This window comes from Clostridium zeae (assembly GCF_017312485.1).
GTDB lineage: Bacteria > Bacillota > Clostridia > Clostridiales > Clostridiaceae > Clostridium_AR > Clostridium_AR zeae.
Genome location: NZ_BMBA01000001.1, coordinates 1860264 through 1878853, shown reverse-complemented (window position 1 = coordinate 1878853; position 18590 = coordinate 1860264). Strand labels below are relative to the sequence as shown.

Below are 18590 nucleotides of genomic sequence, written 5' to 3'. Positions count from 1 at the left end.
TGAGTACATAAAAATTAATATTATCTTCAGGGCGGGGCGTGATTCCCCACCGGCGGTAAAGCCCGCGAGCCGAGAGGCATGATTCGGTTAAATTCCGAAGCCGACAGTAAAGTCTGGATGAAAGAAGGTAAAAGAGTAAAGTTAGTCTATTCAGCCCTGGTGACTTTTATTTCATCAGGGTTTTTTATGTTTATTTAGATTAATTTTAGTCTTGAGCCCCAGAGGATATAACTTTTGGGAGGGTTTACGATGAAACAAACAAATCAAACAACATCAAAATTAAATGTGCAAATTAAGATTGCACTACTAGGAACTATTTCGTTTTTATTAATGTTTTTAGAATTTCCGATATTACCAGCTGCACCATTTCTAAAAATAGATTTTAGTGATCTGCCAGCATTATTAGGAACATTTGCTTTAGGACCAGTAGCAGGAATTGCTATTGAACTTATTAAAAATATTCTTGTTGTATTGATAAAAGGTACTAGTACTGCAGGGATAGGTGAGTTTGCTAATTTTGTAATAGGAGTAGTATGGGTAATTGTTGCTGGGGTAATATACAAAAGGATGAGAACAATAAAAGGTGCTATACTTGGATTATCTTTGGGAACTATTGCATTAACTATAGCTGGACTTTTGGGTAACTATTATGTATTCTTACCATTGTACAATAAAATTGTACCTGTATTAAGTCCTGAAATTATAAATTACCTTGTTACTATAATTCTTCCTTTTAATCTAATAAAGGGAGTAGGCGTATCTGTAGTTACTTTAGCATTATATAAGAAAGTATCACCGATTTTATATAATGAAACAGCTTTAAATGCTAAGAAGATAACTAATTAATAAAATAATGCTTTAAATATAATAAAACAGAATGATATATATCATTCTGTTTTACTTTTCACTGATTTAATATTAATCTATTTTATAGGCAGTTTTACTTCAAATATAGTCTTTTCGTCATTGCTATAAGCTGAGATACTACCTTGATGAAGTTCTATGATGCTTTTGGTTATTGCTAGTCCAAGCCCAGAACCAGCTATTTTGCTATTTCGTGATTTTTCTACTCTATAAAATCTGTCAAATATATATGGTAAATCAATTGTTGATATTGATTGGCCATAATTTATTATTTGGACTATTGCCATATCTTTTTCAACTTTTGTTGTTATATCGACATAATGGCCATCTTGCCCGTACTTAATGGCGTTAGATAATAAATTTTCAAAGGCTCTAACCAATTTTCCTGCATCAGCATTTACAGTGAGTTTATCTTCTGAAAAAGTAACTCTAGACTTCATATTTGCATTCTTAAATTGGTATTCAAAGTAGGCAACTACTTGGCCTAAGAGATCAACTAAATTAATATCAGATTTATCTAGGTTGATAGTATTATTCTGCATTTTAGTAAGCTCAAACAAATCATTAATAAGTATATTTAAATCTTTTGCCTTTTCATAGGCTATGTTAGTGTAATATCTAAGTTCTACTTCATCTTTGTAATTATCTCTATCAATTATCTCTAAATAACCTATTATTGAAGTTAAAGGCGTTCTTAAATCATGAGAAACATTAGTTATTAAATCAGTTTTTGTTTGCTGAGCTCTTCTTTCTTCCACGGTTATATTTTTTAGTTGTCTGGAAATATTATTTATATTATCTACTAAGCTTTTTATATCACCATTTGATTTAACCTCTATTGATCTATCTAAATCGCCATTTGCCATTGTTTCAGTTTCATTAATGATAGCAACTAAGCTTTTAGTTTTTCTAAATGTTATAAGTAAATATATGAGTATAAAAACAAGTGAACCAAAAATCATGGCTGTATTATTTCCAAAAGCTCTATATCTAATAAAAACCCATATATTCCAAAGGTATCCGGAATTATTATTATAATAGATGTTTTCGTATGAATACATTACTATTTTCCTGATTATAAGATAAATAATATATGTAAGTAGTATAGAAATGAATATATCAACTAAGGGAAATAACCAATGTTTATAGAATCTTCTATTTTTCAATTTTATAACCAACTCCCCATACAGTATGAATTATTTTATTACCTTCCATATGTTGCTCCAGTTTATCTCTAATTCTGCTCATATGTACCATTACGGTATTATTAGACTGATAATATGTTTCCTTCCATACTCTTTGAAAAATATCTTCAGCACTAAAAACTCTACCTCTATTTGTAGCTAATAAATAGAGAATTTCAAACTCTCTTGCTGTAAGATCTATGTCTTTATCATCTACAGTAACCTTATGCTTATTTTTATTTATTATCATTGACTCTATCCTTATAATCTCATCTGAAGCCTGAATTCTAGTATTTAAAAAATATGCTCTTCTAAATAATGCTCTTATTCTAACTGTAAGTTCTAAATGATTAAACGGCTTACACACATAATCATCTGCACCAGTCATAATTCCTTGTATTTTATCCATATCTTCTGCTTTTGCGCTTAGCATAAGAATTGGAATATTATACTTTTCCCTTGTTCTTCTACAAACTTCTAAGCCATCCATCTTTGGCATCATTATATCTAAAACCATTAGGTGGATATCTTCCTTATCCAATATTTCTAATGCTTCTTCTCCACAACTTGCTTTAAATACATTATAGCCTTCATTCAAAAGGTTTATTTCTAATAAATCTCTTATTTCTTTTTCATCATCAACTACAAGAATATTATTATTCATTTTCTTCTCCAACTTTATAATTATTTTGCTAAATATTCTTCTAACGTAATCTTATTATCATAGATATATTTAGCAGCATTTTTTCCAACATATCTAATATGCCAAGGTTCATATTCTATACCAGTTATATTTTTCTTACCATATGGATATCTTATAATAAAACCAAATCTATAGCAATTCTTTGCAAGCCAATCTGCCTCTTTCGTTCCTTTTACAAAATACTTTCCCTGATTTGTTATATCAATGCATAGTCCTGTCTGATGTTCACTATACCCTGGTTTAGCTACGTATGCATCTGCAAGTTTTTCTCCTTCTGATAATACTCGATTGTTGTAAGTATTCTCTTGTGTTTTATATGATCTATATCCTGAGTTTCCTAGTAATATTATTCCGTCTTTTTTAGCTTCGGATACTAACTGCTCTAGTGGTTTCGCCACAATTCCTGCTACATGATTTTCTTCATTGCTTACACCAGAGGTAAATTTTATGTTTGGTATAATTAAATCCTTTGGTATATAAGATTGTTCGAGACCATGTTCTTCATTTACTAATAATAGTTGAGATTTAATATCTGTATCATTTTGATCGTCTTTATAGGTATTATTACCACTAACTGATTGAGTCTTTTCATTTGAATCAGAAATAATTCCTTTAAAGTCTGGTATGTACTTTATTAAATATAAAAATCCGCAAATTATAATGATAAATGTTAAAACACTTTTTAATCCATTTTTCATATTGGCAACACTCCTTTATGAATGTACCACTTCGTAATAAAACTTATTATTTTTAAATTCTCTCACCAGAAGCCATGAGAGTTTAAAAATAGATTTCGAGTTGAAGTGGTACATCTTTATCATAAGTGCATTGTATAAGATAGACTTTACAACAATTATAAAAATTTCTTAAGAAATCTTAAGTTTTGGACATATTCCACCTTTAATAGGAAACCTATTTTCAAAACTTCTCTAGGTTCTAAGAGGAGAAGTTGAAAATAAAATTTAATTAAGAAGTGGTTCGTTTATATTTACTTTTTTGTTAAAAAAGAAAATATAAATACTGACATAATAGCTACGTGAACCAGAATAGATTTTAAAGTGTGCTATAAATATGGAGGAGTGTATTAGTTAGTATAGTAGATGGATAAATAGTTAAATAAACATTAATAAGTAATAATTTAATAACGTAAGAAAATTAAAGAATAGTGAAAGTATTTTCTTTTAAGAGGACTTGATAATTAATTTTAATTGATAATGATTATTTACAAATAATTTGATTAGGACTATTATTAAATCAGACAGAAACAATCGGAATTTAAAGATTGTTTTATAAGAGAGGTGTTTTAATTGAAGCTTAATATACTAATAGGAGGAAGCGCTGGACAAGGAATGGATACAGTTAGCGTGTTCCTTGAAAAAGCTCTGAAAAAAGGTGGATTTTATGTTTTCTCAAATAAAGACTATATGTCTAGAGTAAGAGGTGGACATAACTTCACACAAATAAGATTCGGAGATGAACCAATATATTCTCATGATGCAAAATTAGACTTGATACTTGCATTAGATAGAGATACAGTAGAAATTCATAAGGATAAATTAAATAAAGATGGAATAATAATAGCGGATGAAGCTATACAGTATGATGATAAAAGATTAATCAGACTTCCGTTACTAAAGACTGCTAAAGATGTAGGACTGTCAAAGGCTTTTACTTTTGTTGCGGCAGGAGCAATCTTAAAGCATTTTGGAGTAAAAGGAGATTTTGAAGAATTTATAGCTAAGAAACTTGCTGAACCTATAAGGAATAAAAATATAGAAGCCTTCAAAAAAGGTGGAGCTTTAGTTGATGAGAGATTTGATATCGTAGGTAAAGACTTATCTAATCATCTTATCATAAACGGAAATGATGCAATTGGGTTAGGTGCGTTAATTGGTGGTTTATCTTTCTATTCAGCATATCCTATGACTCCAGCTACAAGTGTAATGACATATCTTTCGAAAAAATCATTGCAGGCTGGTATAGTAGTTGAACAAGCTGAAGATGAAATAAGTGCAATAAATATGGCTATTGGAGCATCATATGCAGGGGCTAGAGCTATGACTGGTTCCTCTGGTGGTGGAGTAGCACTAATGGTTGAGGCGTTTGGATTAGCAGGAATAACTGAAACTCCATTAGTAGTAATTGACTCACAAAGACCAGGGCCAGCAACAGGACTACCAACAAGGACAGAACAAAGTGATTTAAGTTTTCTACTAACTGCATCACAAGGAGAATTTCCGAGAGTGGTTCTAAGTGTAAGAAATGCTGAAGATGCATTCTATCAAACTTTTAGAGCACTTAATATAGCAGATAAGTACCAAACTTTAGTAATACTATTAACAGATCAATATCTTGCAGATTCTAATGTGACAATACCTAGATTTGCTCTTGAAGATTTAAAAATTGAAAGACATATTTGGGATGGTGCTGGCTTAGATGAAGAATATAAGAGGTACAAAGTAACTGAATCAGGAATTTCACCAAGGCTAATACCTGGTAAAGTTAAAGGTCAAGTGGTTCTAGTGGACAGTGATGAACATACTGAGTACTCACATATAACAGAAGAGGCCGAAGTAAGAAATGCTCAGATGGAAAAGAGAATGAGGAAACTTGACTTGCTAATAAAAGAAGATTTACAAGAGCCGGATTATTTTGGTGGAGAAGATATAGATGTGCTCTTAGTAGGTTGGGGATCAACTTATGGAGCAATTAAAGAGGCAACTGAATTACTAAACAATTCTGGAGTTAAGGTTGGGACACTTTCATTTGGCGATATATATCCTTTACCAGAAAAACTTTTAAGAAAATATAGTGATAAAGCTAAAAAGATAATAAATGTAGAGCAAAACTTTACGGGTCAATTAGGTAAACTTATAACACAAGAAACTGGTATTTTAATGGATGATAGTATTTTGAAATATGATGGACGTCAGATAACTTCAGATGAAATAGTTTCAAGACTATCTGGGGAGGTTTAGGATATGTTAGAATTAAAATTATATCAAAGTAATGATGAAAATACATGGTGCCCAGGTTGTGGTAATTTTTCTATACTTGATGGTATAAAAGAAGCGGTGGCTGAACTTAATATAGCTCCAGAAAAACTAATGATGGTTTCTGGTATTGGTCAAGCTGCGAAAACACCACATTATATAAGGGCAAATGGCTTTAATGGGCTTCATGGTAGAGCACTTCCTCCAGCACAAGCTATAAAAATGGTTAATCCAGAGTTAAAAGTTATAGTTACTTCTGGTGATGGAGATGCCTATGGAGAAGGTGGAAATCACTTTGTTCATAATATAAGAAGAAACCTAGATTTTGTTCAGTTGGTTCATGATAATCAGATATATGGTCTTACAAAGGGGCAAGGATCTCCAACAACTGCAAGAGGGCAAAAAACTTCTATGCAGTTTGAAGGAGTGATATCTGAACCGTTAAATCCTCTAGCTTTGGCAATTTCAGCTGGTGCTACTTTTGTTGCAAGAAGTTTTTCAGGAGATAAGGAACACTTAAAGAGTATGATTAAGGCAGCTGTAAATCACAAGGGATATGCACTAATTGATATAATGCAGCCTTGTGTAAGCTTTAATAAAATAAATACTTTTAAGTGGTATAAGGATAGGGTTTATTATTTGGATGAAAACTATGATTCAAGTGATAAAGGTGCAGCAATAATTAAAGCTATGGAGTTTGGAGATGGAGGGATACCTTTAGGAATACTTTATAAGGAAGAAGGTAAACCTACATTTCATGATCTACACCCAGTACTAAGTGCAGGGAAGGTAATGGTTGATAGAAAATGGACTCCTTTAGATGGGGAAAAGTTTGTAGAAGAATTTATGTAATATAAGATATAAAAAATAGGACCTATAATTAATATTTTTCATTAATTATAGGTCTTTCATTATTGTAGAAAAAAGTCAGCTTAGCGATTTTTTTATTACCATCTTTTCCACATAAGAAGAGCATCTTCGCCATTATCTTCATAGTATTTCTTTCTTATACCTTCTTCGACAAAACCATATTTTGAATAAAGTTTTTGAGCGGCTATGTTGGATACTCTTACCTCTAAAGTCATAGCTATTACTTTTTTTTCATTGCATGTAGTTATCATCTTATGTAATATCTCATCTCCAACACCTTGATTTCTATAATCAGGGTGAACTGCTATATTAGTTATGTGGCCTTCATCGATTATTATCCACATTCCACCATAACCAATTACTTGGTCATCAAGTTTCGCAACAAGATATGTTGCAAAGCTATTTTCTAATTCCTGCTCAAAGGACCTGCGACTCCAAGGATGTGGAAAAGAAAGTTTGCTAATTTCCAAAACAGAATCAATATCGTCTATATTCATAGATTCTATATTTGTATCCATTAATCTAACCCCATTTTTTTATCATATTCTCTTTCGGCTTGTGATTTTCTAAGATAAAAAGGAGCGGTGTCTTTTTCATCACAAATACCTTGCTCTAGTAAATTTATTCCTAATAATCCTAAAGTAGAAGCCCTAGCATAATTAAGATGATGAGGTGAAAATACAGCATTGGTAAGAGCTGATTTTAAAGTTTCAAGATGCTTCTCAGTTCCGTCTCCTACAAAGAGTACAGAATCAGATTCTTCTTTAAATCTATTTATAAGCTCATCAATGGAAAGAATCATGTAATCAGTCAATCTTTCTAACTTTCCTGAAACATTTTTATATAAAGCAGTATATACGTTTCCTCTTAAAGCATCCATAATCGGGCATATTATTCCATTATGAGTAATTACATTATATGCAAGTCCATCTAGATTAGAAATAGATATTGTAGGTTTTTTACTTCCTAAACTCAGCCCTTTAATGGTTGCCATACCTATTCTAAGTCCAGTAAAAGAACCAGGTCCTTTAGAAACTACATATCCATCAATATCATTGATGCTTAAGTTACTAAGCTTTAGTATTGAATCAATCATAGTCATAAGTATTTCAGAATGCTGTTTTTTATCCGTGATATTTATTTCACTCACTACTGAACTACTTGAAACCAGAGCTACAGTAGCACTGCTTGAAGATGAATCTACTGAAAGAACTATCATATACTTAACTCCTTAAGATAATCATATCTATTTCCAAAATATTTTATTGTTACTTTTCTTAAATTCTCTTCCTTTTCAGGAAGTTTAGAGAGCTTTATATGAACAAATTGATCAGGTATAAGCTCTTCTATGTAATTAGCCCATTCTATAACACTTACTCCATTTCCAAATATATATTCATCAAAGCCTATTTCATATATTTCATCAGGATCAGATACTCTATATACATCAAAATGGAATAAAGATAATCTACCGCTATGATATTCATTAACGATATTAAAAGTAGGACTAGTTATGTGTTCTTGAACATTAAGACCTTCAGCGATACCTTTAGTTATATGAGTCTTACCTGTACCTAAATCGCCTGTAAGACAAAAAATATCACCAGGATTACACATAGAACCTATTTTTCTCCCTAGCTCAATAGTATTATCAACAGAATTAATTATAAATTCCATAATAATCTCCTTTCGAGAATAAAACCTTTTACTTTTATTATTCTAACCAATAATTTATAAAAAGAAAAGGTAATCTAACGATTACCCAAGAGCATTTTTTAAATTTTCTACTGCAATCTTGCAAATTGAGCCATCTTCAACCATGGTATCAAGGATGCAAAATGCCATATCGTTATTCATTCCTTTACGGTAAGGCCTGTCTTCAGTAAGAGCTTGATATATATCGCAAACTGCCATGACCCTACATTCTTCAGATAGTAAATCTCCACTTATCCCTCTAGGATATCCATTTCCGTTTAGTTTTTCGTGGTGATTAGAAGCCCAATTACTTATTTCCTCTATACCATCCATTGAATCTAATATTAATCTAGTAAAATAAGCATGAGATTTTATTCTTGAAAATTCATCCCCATCTAATGGGCCATTTTTGTCTAAAATTTTTGATGGTATAGCAAGCTTCCCAATATCGTGAAAAAGCCCAGCAAGCTTCATTTTTAAGCATTTTTCATCATCATAACCAATATGCTTAGAAACCATATATGCGAGTTCAGCAATACCACGTGAATGCCTAGCAGTAAATTCACTTTTAGCATCTATCATATCAGCAAATATTTCACCTATGTTTATCAATTCTTGCATGTTTAGTTTTATATCTATAGGTGGAATAAGGTGATGTAAGACCAAATCTAGATATCTATTGTTTTCAAGGTTTAACCAAAATTCATCAGCAGAACTAATTTTAAGAAAGGCTCCATAGATATCCTGTGAAAAAATCCTGTTAACATTATCTAAAATTAAGCCTTTAATTTTGTCTTTTTGTTCAAAATATGGAGCGTGGGTATTGTACTCTGAGTCTATTATATCACTCATTCTAAGTATCTGACTAATTATAGGTATCTCATTTTCTTTTTTTTGAAACACTCCATTTCCGTCCCAGTGCTCGTGATGATAAAGTATTGCGTCTGAAAGGTAACATATCTTTGGGATATGTTTTACGATATTTGAACCTTCTAGACAATGAATACTAATTATTTCGTCAACTGAATAATTTTTATATAATACATTTCCATAGCCTATGTCATGTAACAATGAACACATATATAGATCTTTATAAGTATCTTCATCTAGCTGCAAGGCATTTCCAAGTTCTAAAGCTATATATGCAGCTCGTTTTGAATGATATGTATAATCATCAAATACGATGTCTTGGATTGTTACCCCATTTAAATTTTCTCTAACAACCTTTTCAACGGACTTCTCCGCTAGAGATACTGTTATTGATAAAGCAGGTATTATAGTATCGATTGAAACTTGCATAATGCTTACCTCGTTAAGAAAAATGTCGAATATTATTTTATCATAATTTGACAATAATGTCATTAAGAAAGTAACATTAATATTTGAATTTATATTAAATTAGATATAAAATAAAGAATAGATAAAAGCGAGGTGGCGTAATGAAAAGATTTGATATGAAAAAGTTCACTTTTGTATTGATAGGTATCAATATAATTTTTTTCATATTTATAAGTACGTATTATAGGCCAAAGGTAGTTAATACAATAAATGATGATGTAGAACAAAGAGATACATATTTAAATATAATAACTACAAATAAATTTATTTATTCTGCAACTAAACAACTTGTAAAAGATAAACATAATGTAACATATATGTTTAACAATAATTTTGATAGTATGAACTTTAAGTTTACAAATGATTCTTTGGATAATGTTTCAAAATATGATCTACTTTTATATATGGGATCTAGTTCTGAGCCTTGGATAAATGATTTTATAAATGGGCTAAAAAAAGGAAAAGTAGGTATAGTTAATCTTTCTAGAGGAACTAAGACGTTGAATTATATAAAGTCTCAAACCATAGCTGGGTACGATATAAAAATAAATCCTTATTATTGGTTAAGTCCTGACGAATATAAAATTATGCTTTATAACATAAAAAGTTCAATTCAAGATAAAGACCCGAAAAACAGGGATTTTTATGAAGATAATTATGATGAGATGATATCAGAACTAGATAAAGAGAGTAAAGATGTTAAGGATACCGTAAATGTTCTAAGTGGATATACTATATATACAACAGATGAAGACTTAGATTATCTTACAAAGTATTTAGGTATCGATGTTATAAAACTCACTGATTTAACTAAAATTGAGGATTATAAAAAGATGCTTGGTGAATCAGCAAGTAAAACTTTAATATTATATAGCGATCAAGCAAAATTTAATGAGTTTAGTAGTAAGATAAACGGAACCTCCTATTATCAAATGCAGATTAAAATACCTGAATATGATGATCAATATAGATATTATTTAGAAAATATAAGTTTGAAATTTAAGGGATTAAATAAAAAGTTATAAGTATTTTTATATACTTATAGCTTTTTTTATTGGCTGTTATTGAACAAGTATTATTTATATGACAGTTATGAATTTTTTATAATTTGAGAAGAATAATAGTAAAGCATATAAAGTTATTAGTGAATTTGACTAGTGCTTTTTCAATAAATAATGCTAAATTTTACGTATTATATATAAAACATGGCATTATATAATAAAATGAAAGAATTTTTTTAATTATTGGATAATTTTAAAAAATAATATATAATTACCATAATAAATGGCTTATAATATATATATAAGGAAATCGAGGGGGAGAGACTATGCTAGTAAAAACTATAATATTGCCAAAAAAAGATTTAATAACAGTCACATCTGATACAACAATAGGAAGAGCCTTAGAGATAATGGACCAAAACAAGTTTTTATCAATTCCTGTTGTTGATGGAGAATACTTTAAGGGTTCAATAGCACAAGATATTATTTATAAGTTTTATTTTGAGAAAGGTGCTGATAAGAAGAGTTTATTGGAGGATTTTTCAGTATCTCACCTATTAAGAAAAAGCATACCTAAGATAAATCTTTATGAAGAAGTTGAAAAAGCAGTAGGCTTACTAGAAGAAACTCATGTTTCCTTTGTTGCAGTAGTTGATGAGTTTGATAAATTTGTAGGGATTTTAACTCATCATGCGGTGTTTGAACAATATACTAACGTATTTGGACTTAACAAAGGTGAGAGAATGGCAGTAACTGCTTATGACGTACCAGGACAAATATCAAGGTTATCAAAGATACTTACAGAAAATCAAGCTGATATAGTCAGTTTTGTTGTAATAGATCCAAAAAGTGTTACAGATGTAAGAGAGATAGTTGTAAGAATGAAGACTAAGAATTTAGATATAATTAAAGATAAAGTTAAGGCTGCTGGGTTTAAAGTAGTTTAGTAAATGATTTACTTCTTCTGATATTAAATCTAAATTTACGGCTCTTGAGAGTACAGTATAGAATCTTAAATAAATTAATAGTATAAATCAAAAAATTAAAGATAACTGATTCTTAAAAGGTATCGTATAATATAAATGAATTATTATAAGATACCTTTTAAATATTTATGAATATTATTAAAAATATATTTATTGTAATAATATTACTTAATATAAATATGGTGTTTTAACATCACCAAATATAAATTTAATAATAAAGTAGTTAATCTATAAAAATAAGTACAAAAAAATGTTGCGTTATCTTAAAGAATGTTATATAATCATATTTGTTCGAAGGGGTATAGCTCAACTGGTAGAGTGGCGGTCTCCAAAACCGTAGGTTATGGGTTCGATCCCTATTGCCCCTGCCAAAAGACTAGTAGAATTAGTTTTCTACTAGTCTTTTTATGTATTTATAAAAGATTTTAATTATTTAAGATATAATTTAACTCAAAAGATAGCTGTTATTTAAATAGAAAATTATGTGGATAAGTGTGAATACACCCTAATATACAGATGAATTACCAGATTGAAGTTGCTTTTATCAATTTGGCAATTTATCTTTTTTTTGTTTTGAGTAAAGATAAATTATGAAAAACTTATAAATTACAAATAAATAAAGTGAAAAAGATAAATACATATAATTGAAATGTTTAAGCAATTATTTTAATTTAAATAAATTTATGTTATAAATTTTTTAGCGATAAACAAATTCTTTGATGTTTGTACTAATTTTAATCCATTATATGGATAAAGTTCTCGCGATGGAATTAATAAATATATCATAAAAATAAAAATTGTTAATTTTAAATTTATATACTAATTAATTATCAGTTTAATAAATTTGGTGTAAATCTAGCAAATTTAATTACTTGGTAGCTGATATAAATTATAAAATTGGAAAAAAATTGCCTTTGAAAATGTTTACTTACTGTAAAATTAGATAGCTTATAGTAAAAGAATAAAAAAATACATGCCAAAATTAACATTTAATAATAAATTCAAAAAACTATTTACAAAATGATAATTTGTAACTATAATTTTTTATATAAACTTAAGAAAAATAACAAGGAACGAGGAGATGTTAGTCGGGGGGACAAGTGATACAAAATAATAGTTAATTATTTGTATTGAAAGAGTAGAATTTTAGCACATAATAGAGATTTAGTTAGAAATTAGCATTTGTAAACATATTTAAAGGGGGACTTAAAAAATGTTTAAATACACATTAAAGAGAATTGTGATAAGTTTACTTACTATATTTATAGTAATAACAGCAACTTTCTTTTTAATCAGAGCAATACCAGGGGGACCATTTACTGGAGAAAAAAAATTACCACCATCTATACTTGAGAACTTAAATAAGAAGTTTGGGTTAGATAAACCTATGTCTCAACAATACACTACATATGTTAGTAGTATTGTAACAAAAGGTGATTTAGGACCTTCCATGATGTATGAAGGAACAACTGTTAATGATATCATCAAGAAGTTTTTCCCGGTTTCAGCAAGATTAGGATTAGCCTCAGTTATATTTTCATTAATATTCGGAGTACTACTAGGTATACTTTCAGCATTAAAGGAAAACAAGTGGCAGGATAGAGCTGCAATGGTTGTATCAACTATAGGTGTAACAGTGCCAAGCTTTGTAATGGCTACTTTGTTAACTTATGTTTTTGCAATACAATTAAAATTATTTCCAGCAATAGGCTTGAAGACAGCGTCTTCATATGTTTTACCTACTATAGCATTAGGTGGTTACTCAATGGCTTTCGTATCTAGATTATCAAGATCAAGCTTAGTTGAAGTTCTAAGACAAGATTTTATAAGAGTTGCAAAAGCAAAGGGATTACCACAAAGAGTTGTAATAGTTAAACATGCGCTTAGAAATTCGCTTATTCCAATAATTACTTATGTAGGACCACTTTTAGCGTCAGTACTTACAGGAAGCTTTGTAGTTGAATCTATTTTCGGTATTCCTGGACTAGGAAGAGAATTTGTTACAAGTATTAGTAATAGAGATTACACTGAAATAATGGGATTAACAATTTTCTATTGTGCATTCCTAGTAGTATGTAATTTAGTTGTTGATATTTTATATGGATTTGTAGATCCTAGAATTAAAATACAAGATTAGTGGAGGCGTGGAATAATGGAATTTACAAAGGATCTATTTGAATTAGTTCCAGATAATGAGAAAGATAAAGAAGGTGTCGCAAGACCTTCTATGACATATTTGCAAGATGCTTGGAGAAGACTTAAGCAAAATAAGTTAGCCTTATTAGGACTAGGTGTTATTATACTTATGACTTTGGCAGCTATTTTTATTCCGATGTTTTCACACTATGATTATTCTACACAGGATTTTAGCATAGCTAATAAAGGACCAAGTGCAGCTCACATTTTCGGAACTGATAAGTTCGGAAGAGATATTTTCACTAGAGTAGCATATGGAGCTAGAATTTCTCTTACAGTTGCTTTTGTAGCAAGTGCTCTAAACGTGTTAATAGGAATAATATACGGTGGTGTATCAGGATACTTTGGTGGCTGGGTAGATATGATAATGATGAGAATAGTAGACATACTAAACTCAATACCTATGCTTATATATGTAATACTTATAAGTGTTGCTTTAGGTTCAAGAGATATAAAGGGTATAATTATTGCCATGACTATCTCAATGTGGACAACAATGGCAAGAATAGTTAGAGGACAAATCTTAACTTTAAAAGAACAAGAATTTGTACTTGCAGCTAAAACACTTGGAGTTAAGCCGTTTGCAATAATATTTAGACATCTTATACCAAATAGTATGGGTTCGATAATAGTAACATTGACTTTAGCAATTCCAGAAGCTATTTTTACTGAATCATTCCTTAGCTTTGTAGGGGTAGGTATATCTGCACCTAAAGCATCATGGGGTACTCTAGCTTCAGAGGCAGTTGAAATGATGAGAACTCATCCATCACAATTATTAATTCCTTCTTTAGCAATTTGTATAACAGTTTTTGCGTTTAATATGCTTGGCGATGGTTTAAGAGATGCCTTAGACCCTAAGATGAGAAAGTAGGAGGAAAACATAAATGCATGAAAGAATACTTGAAATAGATAATTTACAGACTTCTTTCTACACACATGTCGGAGAAGTTAAGGCGGTTAGAGGGGTATCTTTTCATTTAAACAAAGGAGAAGTACTTGGAATCGTTGGTGAATCTGGTAGTGGTAAAAGTATCACTATGATGAGCATTATGAGACTACTTGCCGAAAGCGGAAAAGTAAAAGGTGGAAAAGTAGTTTTTAATGGAGAAGAAATAAGTAACTTTACAGATAAACAAATGGAAAAAATCAGAGGAAATGAAATGAGTATGATCTTCCAAGATCCTATGACTTCATTAAACCCAGTATTAACTGTAGGCGATCAGCTTATGGAACCATTGAAGAAACATTTAAAGATTACTGGTGAAGAAGCTAGAAAAAAAGCAGTTGAAATGTTAAGTTTAGTAGGTATTCCAAGTCCAGAGAAAAGACTTAAGCAATACCCACATGAATTTTCAGGTGGTATGAGACAAAGAGTTATGATAGCTATGTCTCTTATATGTAATCCTAAACTTATAATAGCTGACGAACCAACTACAGCTTTAGATGTTACAATTCAAGCTCAAATACTTGAATTACTTAAAGAATTAAAGGATAAGCTAAATACATCAATTATAATAATAACTCACGATTTGGGAGTTGTTGCTGATATTTGTAACAGAATAAATGTAATGTATGGTGGAGTAGTAGTAGAAAGCGGAACTACACATGACATTTTCTACAAATCAAGACATCCATATACATGGGGCCTTTTAAATAGCGTTCCTAATCCAAAGTTAAATACTAAAGAAAGATTAAAACCTATAGAAGGTACACCACCAGATTTACTAAATCCTCCTAAGGGTTGTCCTTTTGCTCCAAGATGTGAGCATGCAATGAAAGTTTGTATGGAAGCTATGCCTGAGAAATTTAATATATCAGAGAATCATTATTCAGCTTGTTGGTTAAACCATCCGATGGCACCAAAGGTTGAAAGAAGGTTACCTGATGAAGCAGTAGAAGAGTCTCCAAAAGGCACAGGGAGGTAATTAGACAAAATGGAAGATAAAATTTTATTAGAAGTTAAGAATTTAAAGAAATATTTCCCGATAAAAAAGGGCATACTAGGTACACAAGTGTCTAATGTTAAAGCAGTAGATGATGTATCTTTTAGCATAAAAAAAGGTGAAACACTAGGATTTGTAGGAGAATCTGGTTGTGGTAAGACTACAACTGGTAGAACAATCATAAAACTATATGAACCAACTGAAGGTCAAATAATTTATGATGGTAAGGACATAGCTAAGCTAAGTCCAGGTCAAATGCGTCCTCTAAGAAAGAAGATGCAGATGATATTCCAAGATCCATATGCATCACTTGATCCAAGAATGACTGTAGGAGATATAATAGGTGAAGCTATTGATGCTCAAAGATTACTTGGCAAAGGTGAAAAAAATGATAAGATAACTTATCTTTTAAAGAAAGTTGGCCTTAATGGGGATCATGGATCAAGATATCCACATGAATTCTCAGGTGGACAAAGACAAAGAATTGGTATAGCTAGAGCTTTAGCAGTTGACCCAGAGTTCATAGTTTGTGATGAACCTATATCAGCTCTAGACGTTTCAATACAGGCACAGGTTGTAAATATGCTTGAAGATCTACAGCATGATTTAGGATTAACATATTTATTTATTGCTCATGATTTATCTATGGTTAAGCATATTTCTAACAGAATTGGGGTAATGTATTTAGGTCATCTAGTTGAAATTGGAGAGAGTAATGAGTTGTATAGCAAGCCATTACATCCATATACTCAAGCTTTATTATCAGCGATACCTATACCAGATCCAGATATGGCAAGCAAAAATAGAAGAATCGTATTGCAAGGAGAAACTCCTTCACCAATAGATCCACCAGTTGGATGTAGATTCAAAGATAGATGTAAATATGCTAAGCCTATTTGTTCACAGGTGACACCTTTATTAAAAGAAGTAGGTAAAGACCATTCAGTTGCCTGTCATTTATATTAATTTTATTTTAGGTATAAATTTGTTTAAATAAATTATACAATTTTCCATTATAAGGGGGTACAATAATGTTAAAAAGAAACAAAATGAAAGTTCTTTCATTAATTCTTGCTACTTTAGTAGTAGGAACAACTTTTGTAGGCTGTGGCAAAAAAGATGATGCATCTTCTACAGCAAAGGTTGATCAGGTTGTAAAGTATAACCTTGGGGCTCAACCAAAAACAATAGATCCAGGTCTAAACAACTCTGTTGAAGGCGGTATTGTTGATGTTAATGCGTTTGAAGGTTTAGAAAACGTTGATGCTAACAATAAAGTTAATCCAGGAGTTGCTGAAAAATATGATGTTTCAAGCGACGGAACTAAGTATACTTTCCATTTAAGAAAAGATGCAAAATGGTCAGATGGAAAAGGTGTTACTGCTAATGATTTCTATTATGCTTGGACTAGAGCTTTAGCTCCAGAAACTGCATCAGATTATGCTTACCAATTATATTACATCAAAAATGGTGAAGCATATAATGGTGGAAAAGCTAAAGTTACAGATGTAGGAATAAAAGTAGTTGACGATTATACACTAGAAGTTACACTTGAAGCTCCAACAGCTTACTTCTTAGCTTTAACAGCATTCCCAACTTACTTCCCAGTAAGAAAAGATATCGTTGAAGCTAATAAAGAAGGATGGGCTACTGATGCAAAGACATTTGTATCTAACGGACCATACAAAATGTCTGAATATGCTCAAAAAGATCATATGACATTCGTTAAGAACGATAACTATTGGGATAAATCAAACGTTAAGCTTGATAAAATCCAATACACATTATTAGATAATGAAACATCTGCATTAAATGCTTTCGAATCTGGTGAAATAGATGCTACAGATTTATTACCAGCAGAACAAAAGCAAAGCTTAATCAAAGATGGTAAAGCTAAAGTTTATCCATACCTTGGAACATACTACTATGCAATAAATGTTTCAAGCAAGAACGTTTCTGCTGATGTTGCTAAAGCTTTAAACAATGTTAGTGTAAGAAAAGCACTTAGCTTGGCAATTGATAGAACTGCAATAGTTGAAAATGTTACAAAGGGTGGAGAACAACCTGCTACATCATATGTTCCAAAGGGAATAGTTGATAGTTCTGGTAAGGAATTTAAGAACAAGGATTACCTAAAGACTACTGCTGATGTTGAAGGTGCTAAGAAGTTACTTGCTGATGCTGGATACCCAGATGGAAAGAACTTCCCTAAACTTGAAATTAAGTACAACACAGGACAAGGACATCAAAACATCGCTCAAGCTATACAAGAAATGTGGAAGAAGAACTTAGGAATCGACGTTACACTAGTTAACGAAGAAAGAAAAGTTCAATTAGATGACTTAACAAAGCATAACTTCATGGTATGTAGAACATCATGGATTGCTGACTACAATGATCCAATGACATTCTTAGATATGTTCTATACTAACGGTGGAAATAATAACCCTGGTTACACTAATGCAGAATATGACAAGTTAGTTGATTCTGCTAAGAAGGGTACTGATGCTGCAAAGAGAACAGATGACCTTCATAAAGTAGAAGATATATTAATGAATGATATGCCAATAATACCAATATACTACTACACTAACGTTCTTGCACTTAAGAGCAATATAACTGATTTACAAAAATCTCCATTAGGATTTGTGTACTTCAGAAACACTGTAGTAGAAGCTGCTTCTAAATAAGATTATTATCACTTGCTTATAGTATGAGATAATATATAAAGTGGTAGCATCTTTAGCTGTTAATTTAGCCAAAGATGCTACCTTTTAATATGAAGCTACTTAAATATTCGTAATTTATGAAAAT

General features: G+C 30.8%; 17 protein-coding genes, 1 tRNA gene and 1 riboswitch. Of the genes, 11 read left to right on the top strand and 7 right to left on the bottom strand.

The genetic code is table 11. From position 1 onward, the window contains the following. Positions 1–18 precede the first annotated feature (18 nt). A riboswitch (FMN riboswitch) is annotated at positions 19–133 on the top strand. Between the two features lie 116 nt (positions 134–249). Continuing rightward, a complete protein-coding gene (locus tag J3477_RS08590) occupies positions 250–846 on the top strand; it encodes an ECF transporter S component (RefSeq protein ID WP_206869351.1) in 597 nt (198 codons plus the stop codon). A gap of 77 nt (positions 847–923) precedes the next feature. On the opposite strand, the gene J3477_RS08585 is transcribed toward J3477_RS08590, so the two are convergent. The 3 genes from J3477_RS08585 to J3477_RS08575 all read right to left on the bottom strand — a co-directional run bounded on the left by J3477_RS08585 (position 924) and on the right by J3477_RS08575 (position 3449). Further along, positions 924–1925: a sensor histidine kinase gene (locus J3477_RS08585; protein WP_371876581.1), complete on the bottom strand. Its 1002-nt coding sequence runs from the start codon at positions 1923–1925 to the stop codon at positions 924–926. A gap of 94 nt (positions 1926–2019) precedes the next feature. Then, positions 2020–2712, bottom strand: a complete 693-nt coding sequence (locus J3477_RS08580) for a response regulator transcription factor (RefSeq protein WP_206869349.1) — start codon at positions 2710–2712, stop codon at positions 2020–2022. 20 nt (positions 2713–2732) lie between these two features. Further along, positions 2733–3449, bottom strand: a complete 717-nt coding sequence (locus J3477_RS08575; protein ID WP_206869347.1) for a M15 family metallopeptidase — start codon at positions 3447–3449, stop codon at positions 2733–2735. 609 nt (positions 3450–4058) lie between these two features. Here J3477_RS08575 and J3477_RS08570 point away from each other — a divergent pair. Further along, the gene (locus J3477_RS08570; RefSeq protein WP_206869345.1) at positions 4059–5729 is read left to right on the top strand and encodes a 2-oxoacid:acceptor oxidoreductase subunit alpha; all 1671 of its coding nucleotides are present in this window, start codon (positions 4059–4061) and stop codon (positions 5727–5729) included. A 3-nt stretch (positions 5730–5732) separates the two neighbouring features. After that, positions 5733–6596, top strand: a complete 864-nt coding sequence (locus J3477_RS08565; protein WP_206869344.1) for a thiamine pyrophosphate-dependent enzyme — start codon at positions 5733–5735, stop codon at positions 6594–6596. 95 nt (positions 6597–6691) lie between these two features. On the opposite strand, the gene rimI is transcribed toward J3477_RS08565, so the two are convergent. The 4 genes from rimI to J3477_RS08545 all read right to left on the bottom strand — a co-directional run bounded on the left by rimI (position 6692) and on the right by J3477_RS08545 (position 9608). Then, positions 6692–7132: a ribosomal protein S18-alanine N-acetyltransferase gene (gene rimI, locus J3477_RS08560; RefSeq protein WP_206869343.1), complete on the bottom strand. Its 441-nt coding sequence runs from the start codon at positions 7130–7132 to the stop codon at positions 6692–6694. Then, positions 7132–7833, bottom strand: coding sequence for a tRNA (adenosine(37)-N6)-threonylcarbamoyltransferase complex dimerization subunit type 1 TsaB (gene tsaB / locus J3477_RS08555; RefSeq protein ID WP_206869342.1), 702 nt, complete (start codon positions 7831–7833; stop codon positions 7132–7134). The genes rimI and tsaB overlap by 1 nt, the downstream gene beginning before the upstream one ends. Beyond that, positions 7830–8291 (bottom strand): tRNA (adenosine(37)-N6)-threonylcarbamoyltransferase complex ATPase subunit type 1 TsaE, encoded by a 462-nt coding sequence (gene tsaE / locus J3477_RS08550; RefSeq protein ID WP_206869341.1) that lies wholly within the window; start codon positions 8289–8291, stop codon positions 7830–7832. The genes tsaB and tsaE overlap by 4 nt, the downstream gene beginning before the upstream one ends. Positions 8292–8372: 81 nt before the next feature. Next, positions 8373–9608, bottom strand: a complete 1236-nt coding sequence (locus tag J3477_RS08545; RefSeq protein WP_206869340.1) for an HD-GYP domain-containing protein — start codon at positions 9606–9608, stop codon at positions 8373–8375. A 140-nt stretch (positions 9609–9748) separates the two neighbouring features. On the opposite strand from J3477_RS08545, the gene J3477_RS08540 reads away from it, so the two are divergent. The 8 genes from J3477_RS08540 to J3477_RS08505 all read left to right on the top strand — a co-directional run bounded on the left by J3477_RS08540 (position 9749) and on the right by J3477_RS08505 (position 18466). Beyond that, the gene (locus J3477_RS08540) at positions 9749–10672 is read left to right on the top strand and encodes a metal ABC transporter substrate-binding protein (protein ID WP_206869338.1); all 924 of its coding nucleotides are present in this window, start codon (positions 9749–9751) and stop codon (positions 10670–10672) included. A 302-nt stretch (positions 10673–10974) separates the two neighbouring features. Beyond that, positions 10975–11595, top strand: coding sequence for a CBS domain-containing protein (locus J3477_RS08535; RefSeq protein ID WP_206869337.1), 621 nt, complete (start codon positions 10975–10977; stop codon positions 11593–11595). Between the two features lie 334 nt (positions 11596–11929). Continuing rightward, positions 11930–12005: transfer RNA gene (locus J3477_RS08530), tRNA-Trp, on the top strand. A gap of 842 nt (positions 12006–12847) precedes the next feature. Next, positions 12848–13771, top strand: coding sequence for an ABC transporter permease (locus tag J3477_RS08525; protein WP_206869336.1), 924 nt, complete (start codon positions 12848–12850; stop codon positions 13769–13771). Positions 13772–13786: 15 nt separating this feature from the next. Further along, positions 13787–14704 carry an ABC transporter permease gene (locus J3477_RS08520; RefSeq protein ID WP_206869335.1) on the top strand — a complete coding sequence of 306 codons (918 nt, stop codon included), beginning with the start codon at positions 13787–13789 and terminating at the stop codon, positions 14702–14704. Positions 14705–14717: 13 nt separating this feature from the next. After that, complete coding sequence (locus J3477_RS08515; RefSeq protein WP_206869334.1) at positions 14718–15758, top strand: ABC transporter ATP-binding protein; 1041 nt, start codon at positions 14718–14720, stop codon at positions 15756–15758. Between the two features lie 9 nt (positions 15759–15767). After that, the gene (locus J3477_RS08510) at positions 15768–16742 is read left to right on the top strand and encodes an ABC transporter ATP-binding protein (RefSeq protein WP_206869333.1); all 975 of its coding nucleotides are present in this window, start codon (positions 15768–15770) and stop codon (positions 16740–16742) included. A 65-nt stretch (positions 16743–16807) separates the two neighbouring features. Next, the gene (locus J3477_RS08505; RefSeq protein ID WP_206869332.1) at positions 16808–18466 is read left to right on the top strand and encodes a peptide ABC transporter substrate-binding protein; all 1659 of its coding nucleotides are present in this window, start codon (positions 16808–16810) and stop codon (positions 18464–18466) included. Positions 18467–18590: the final 124 nt, after the last annotated feature.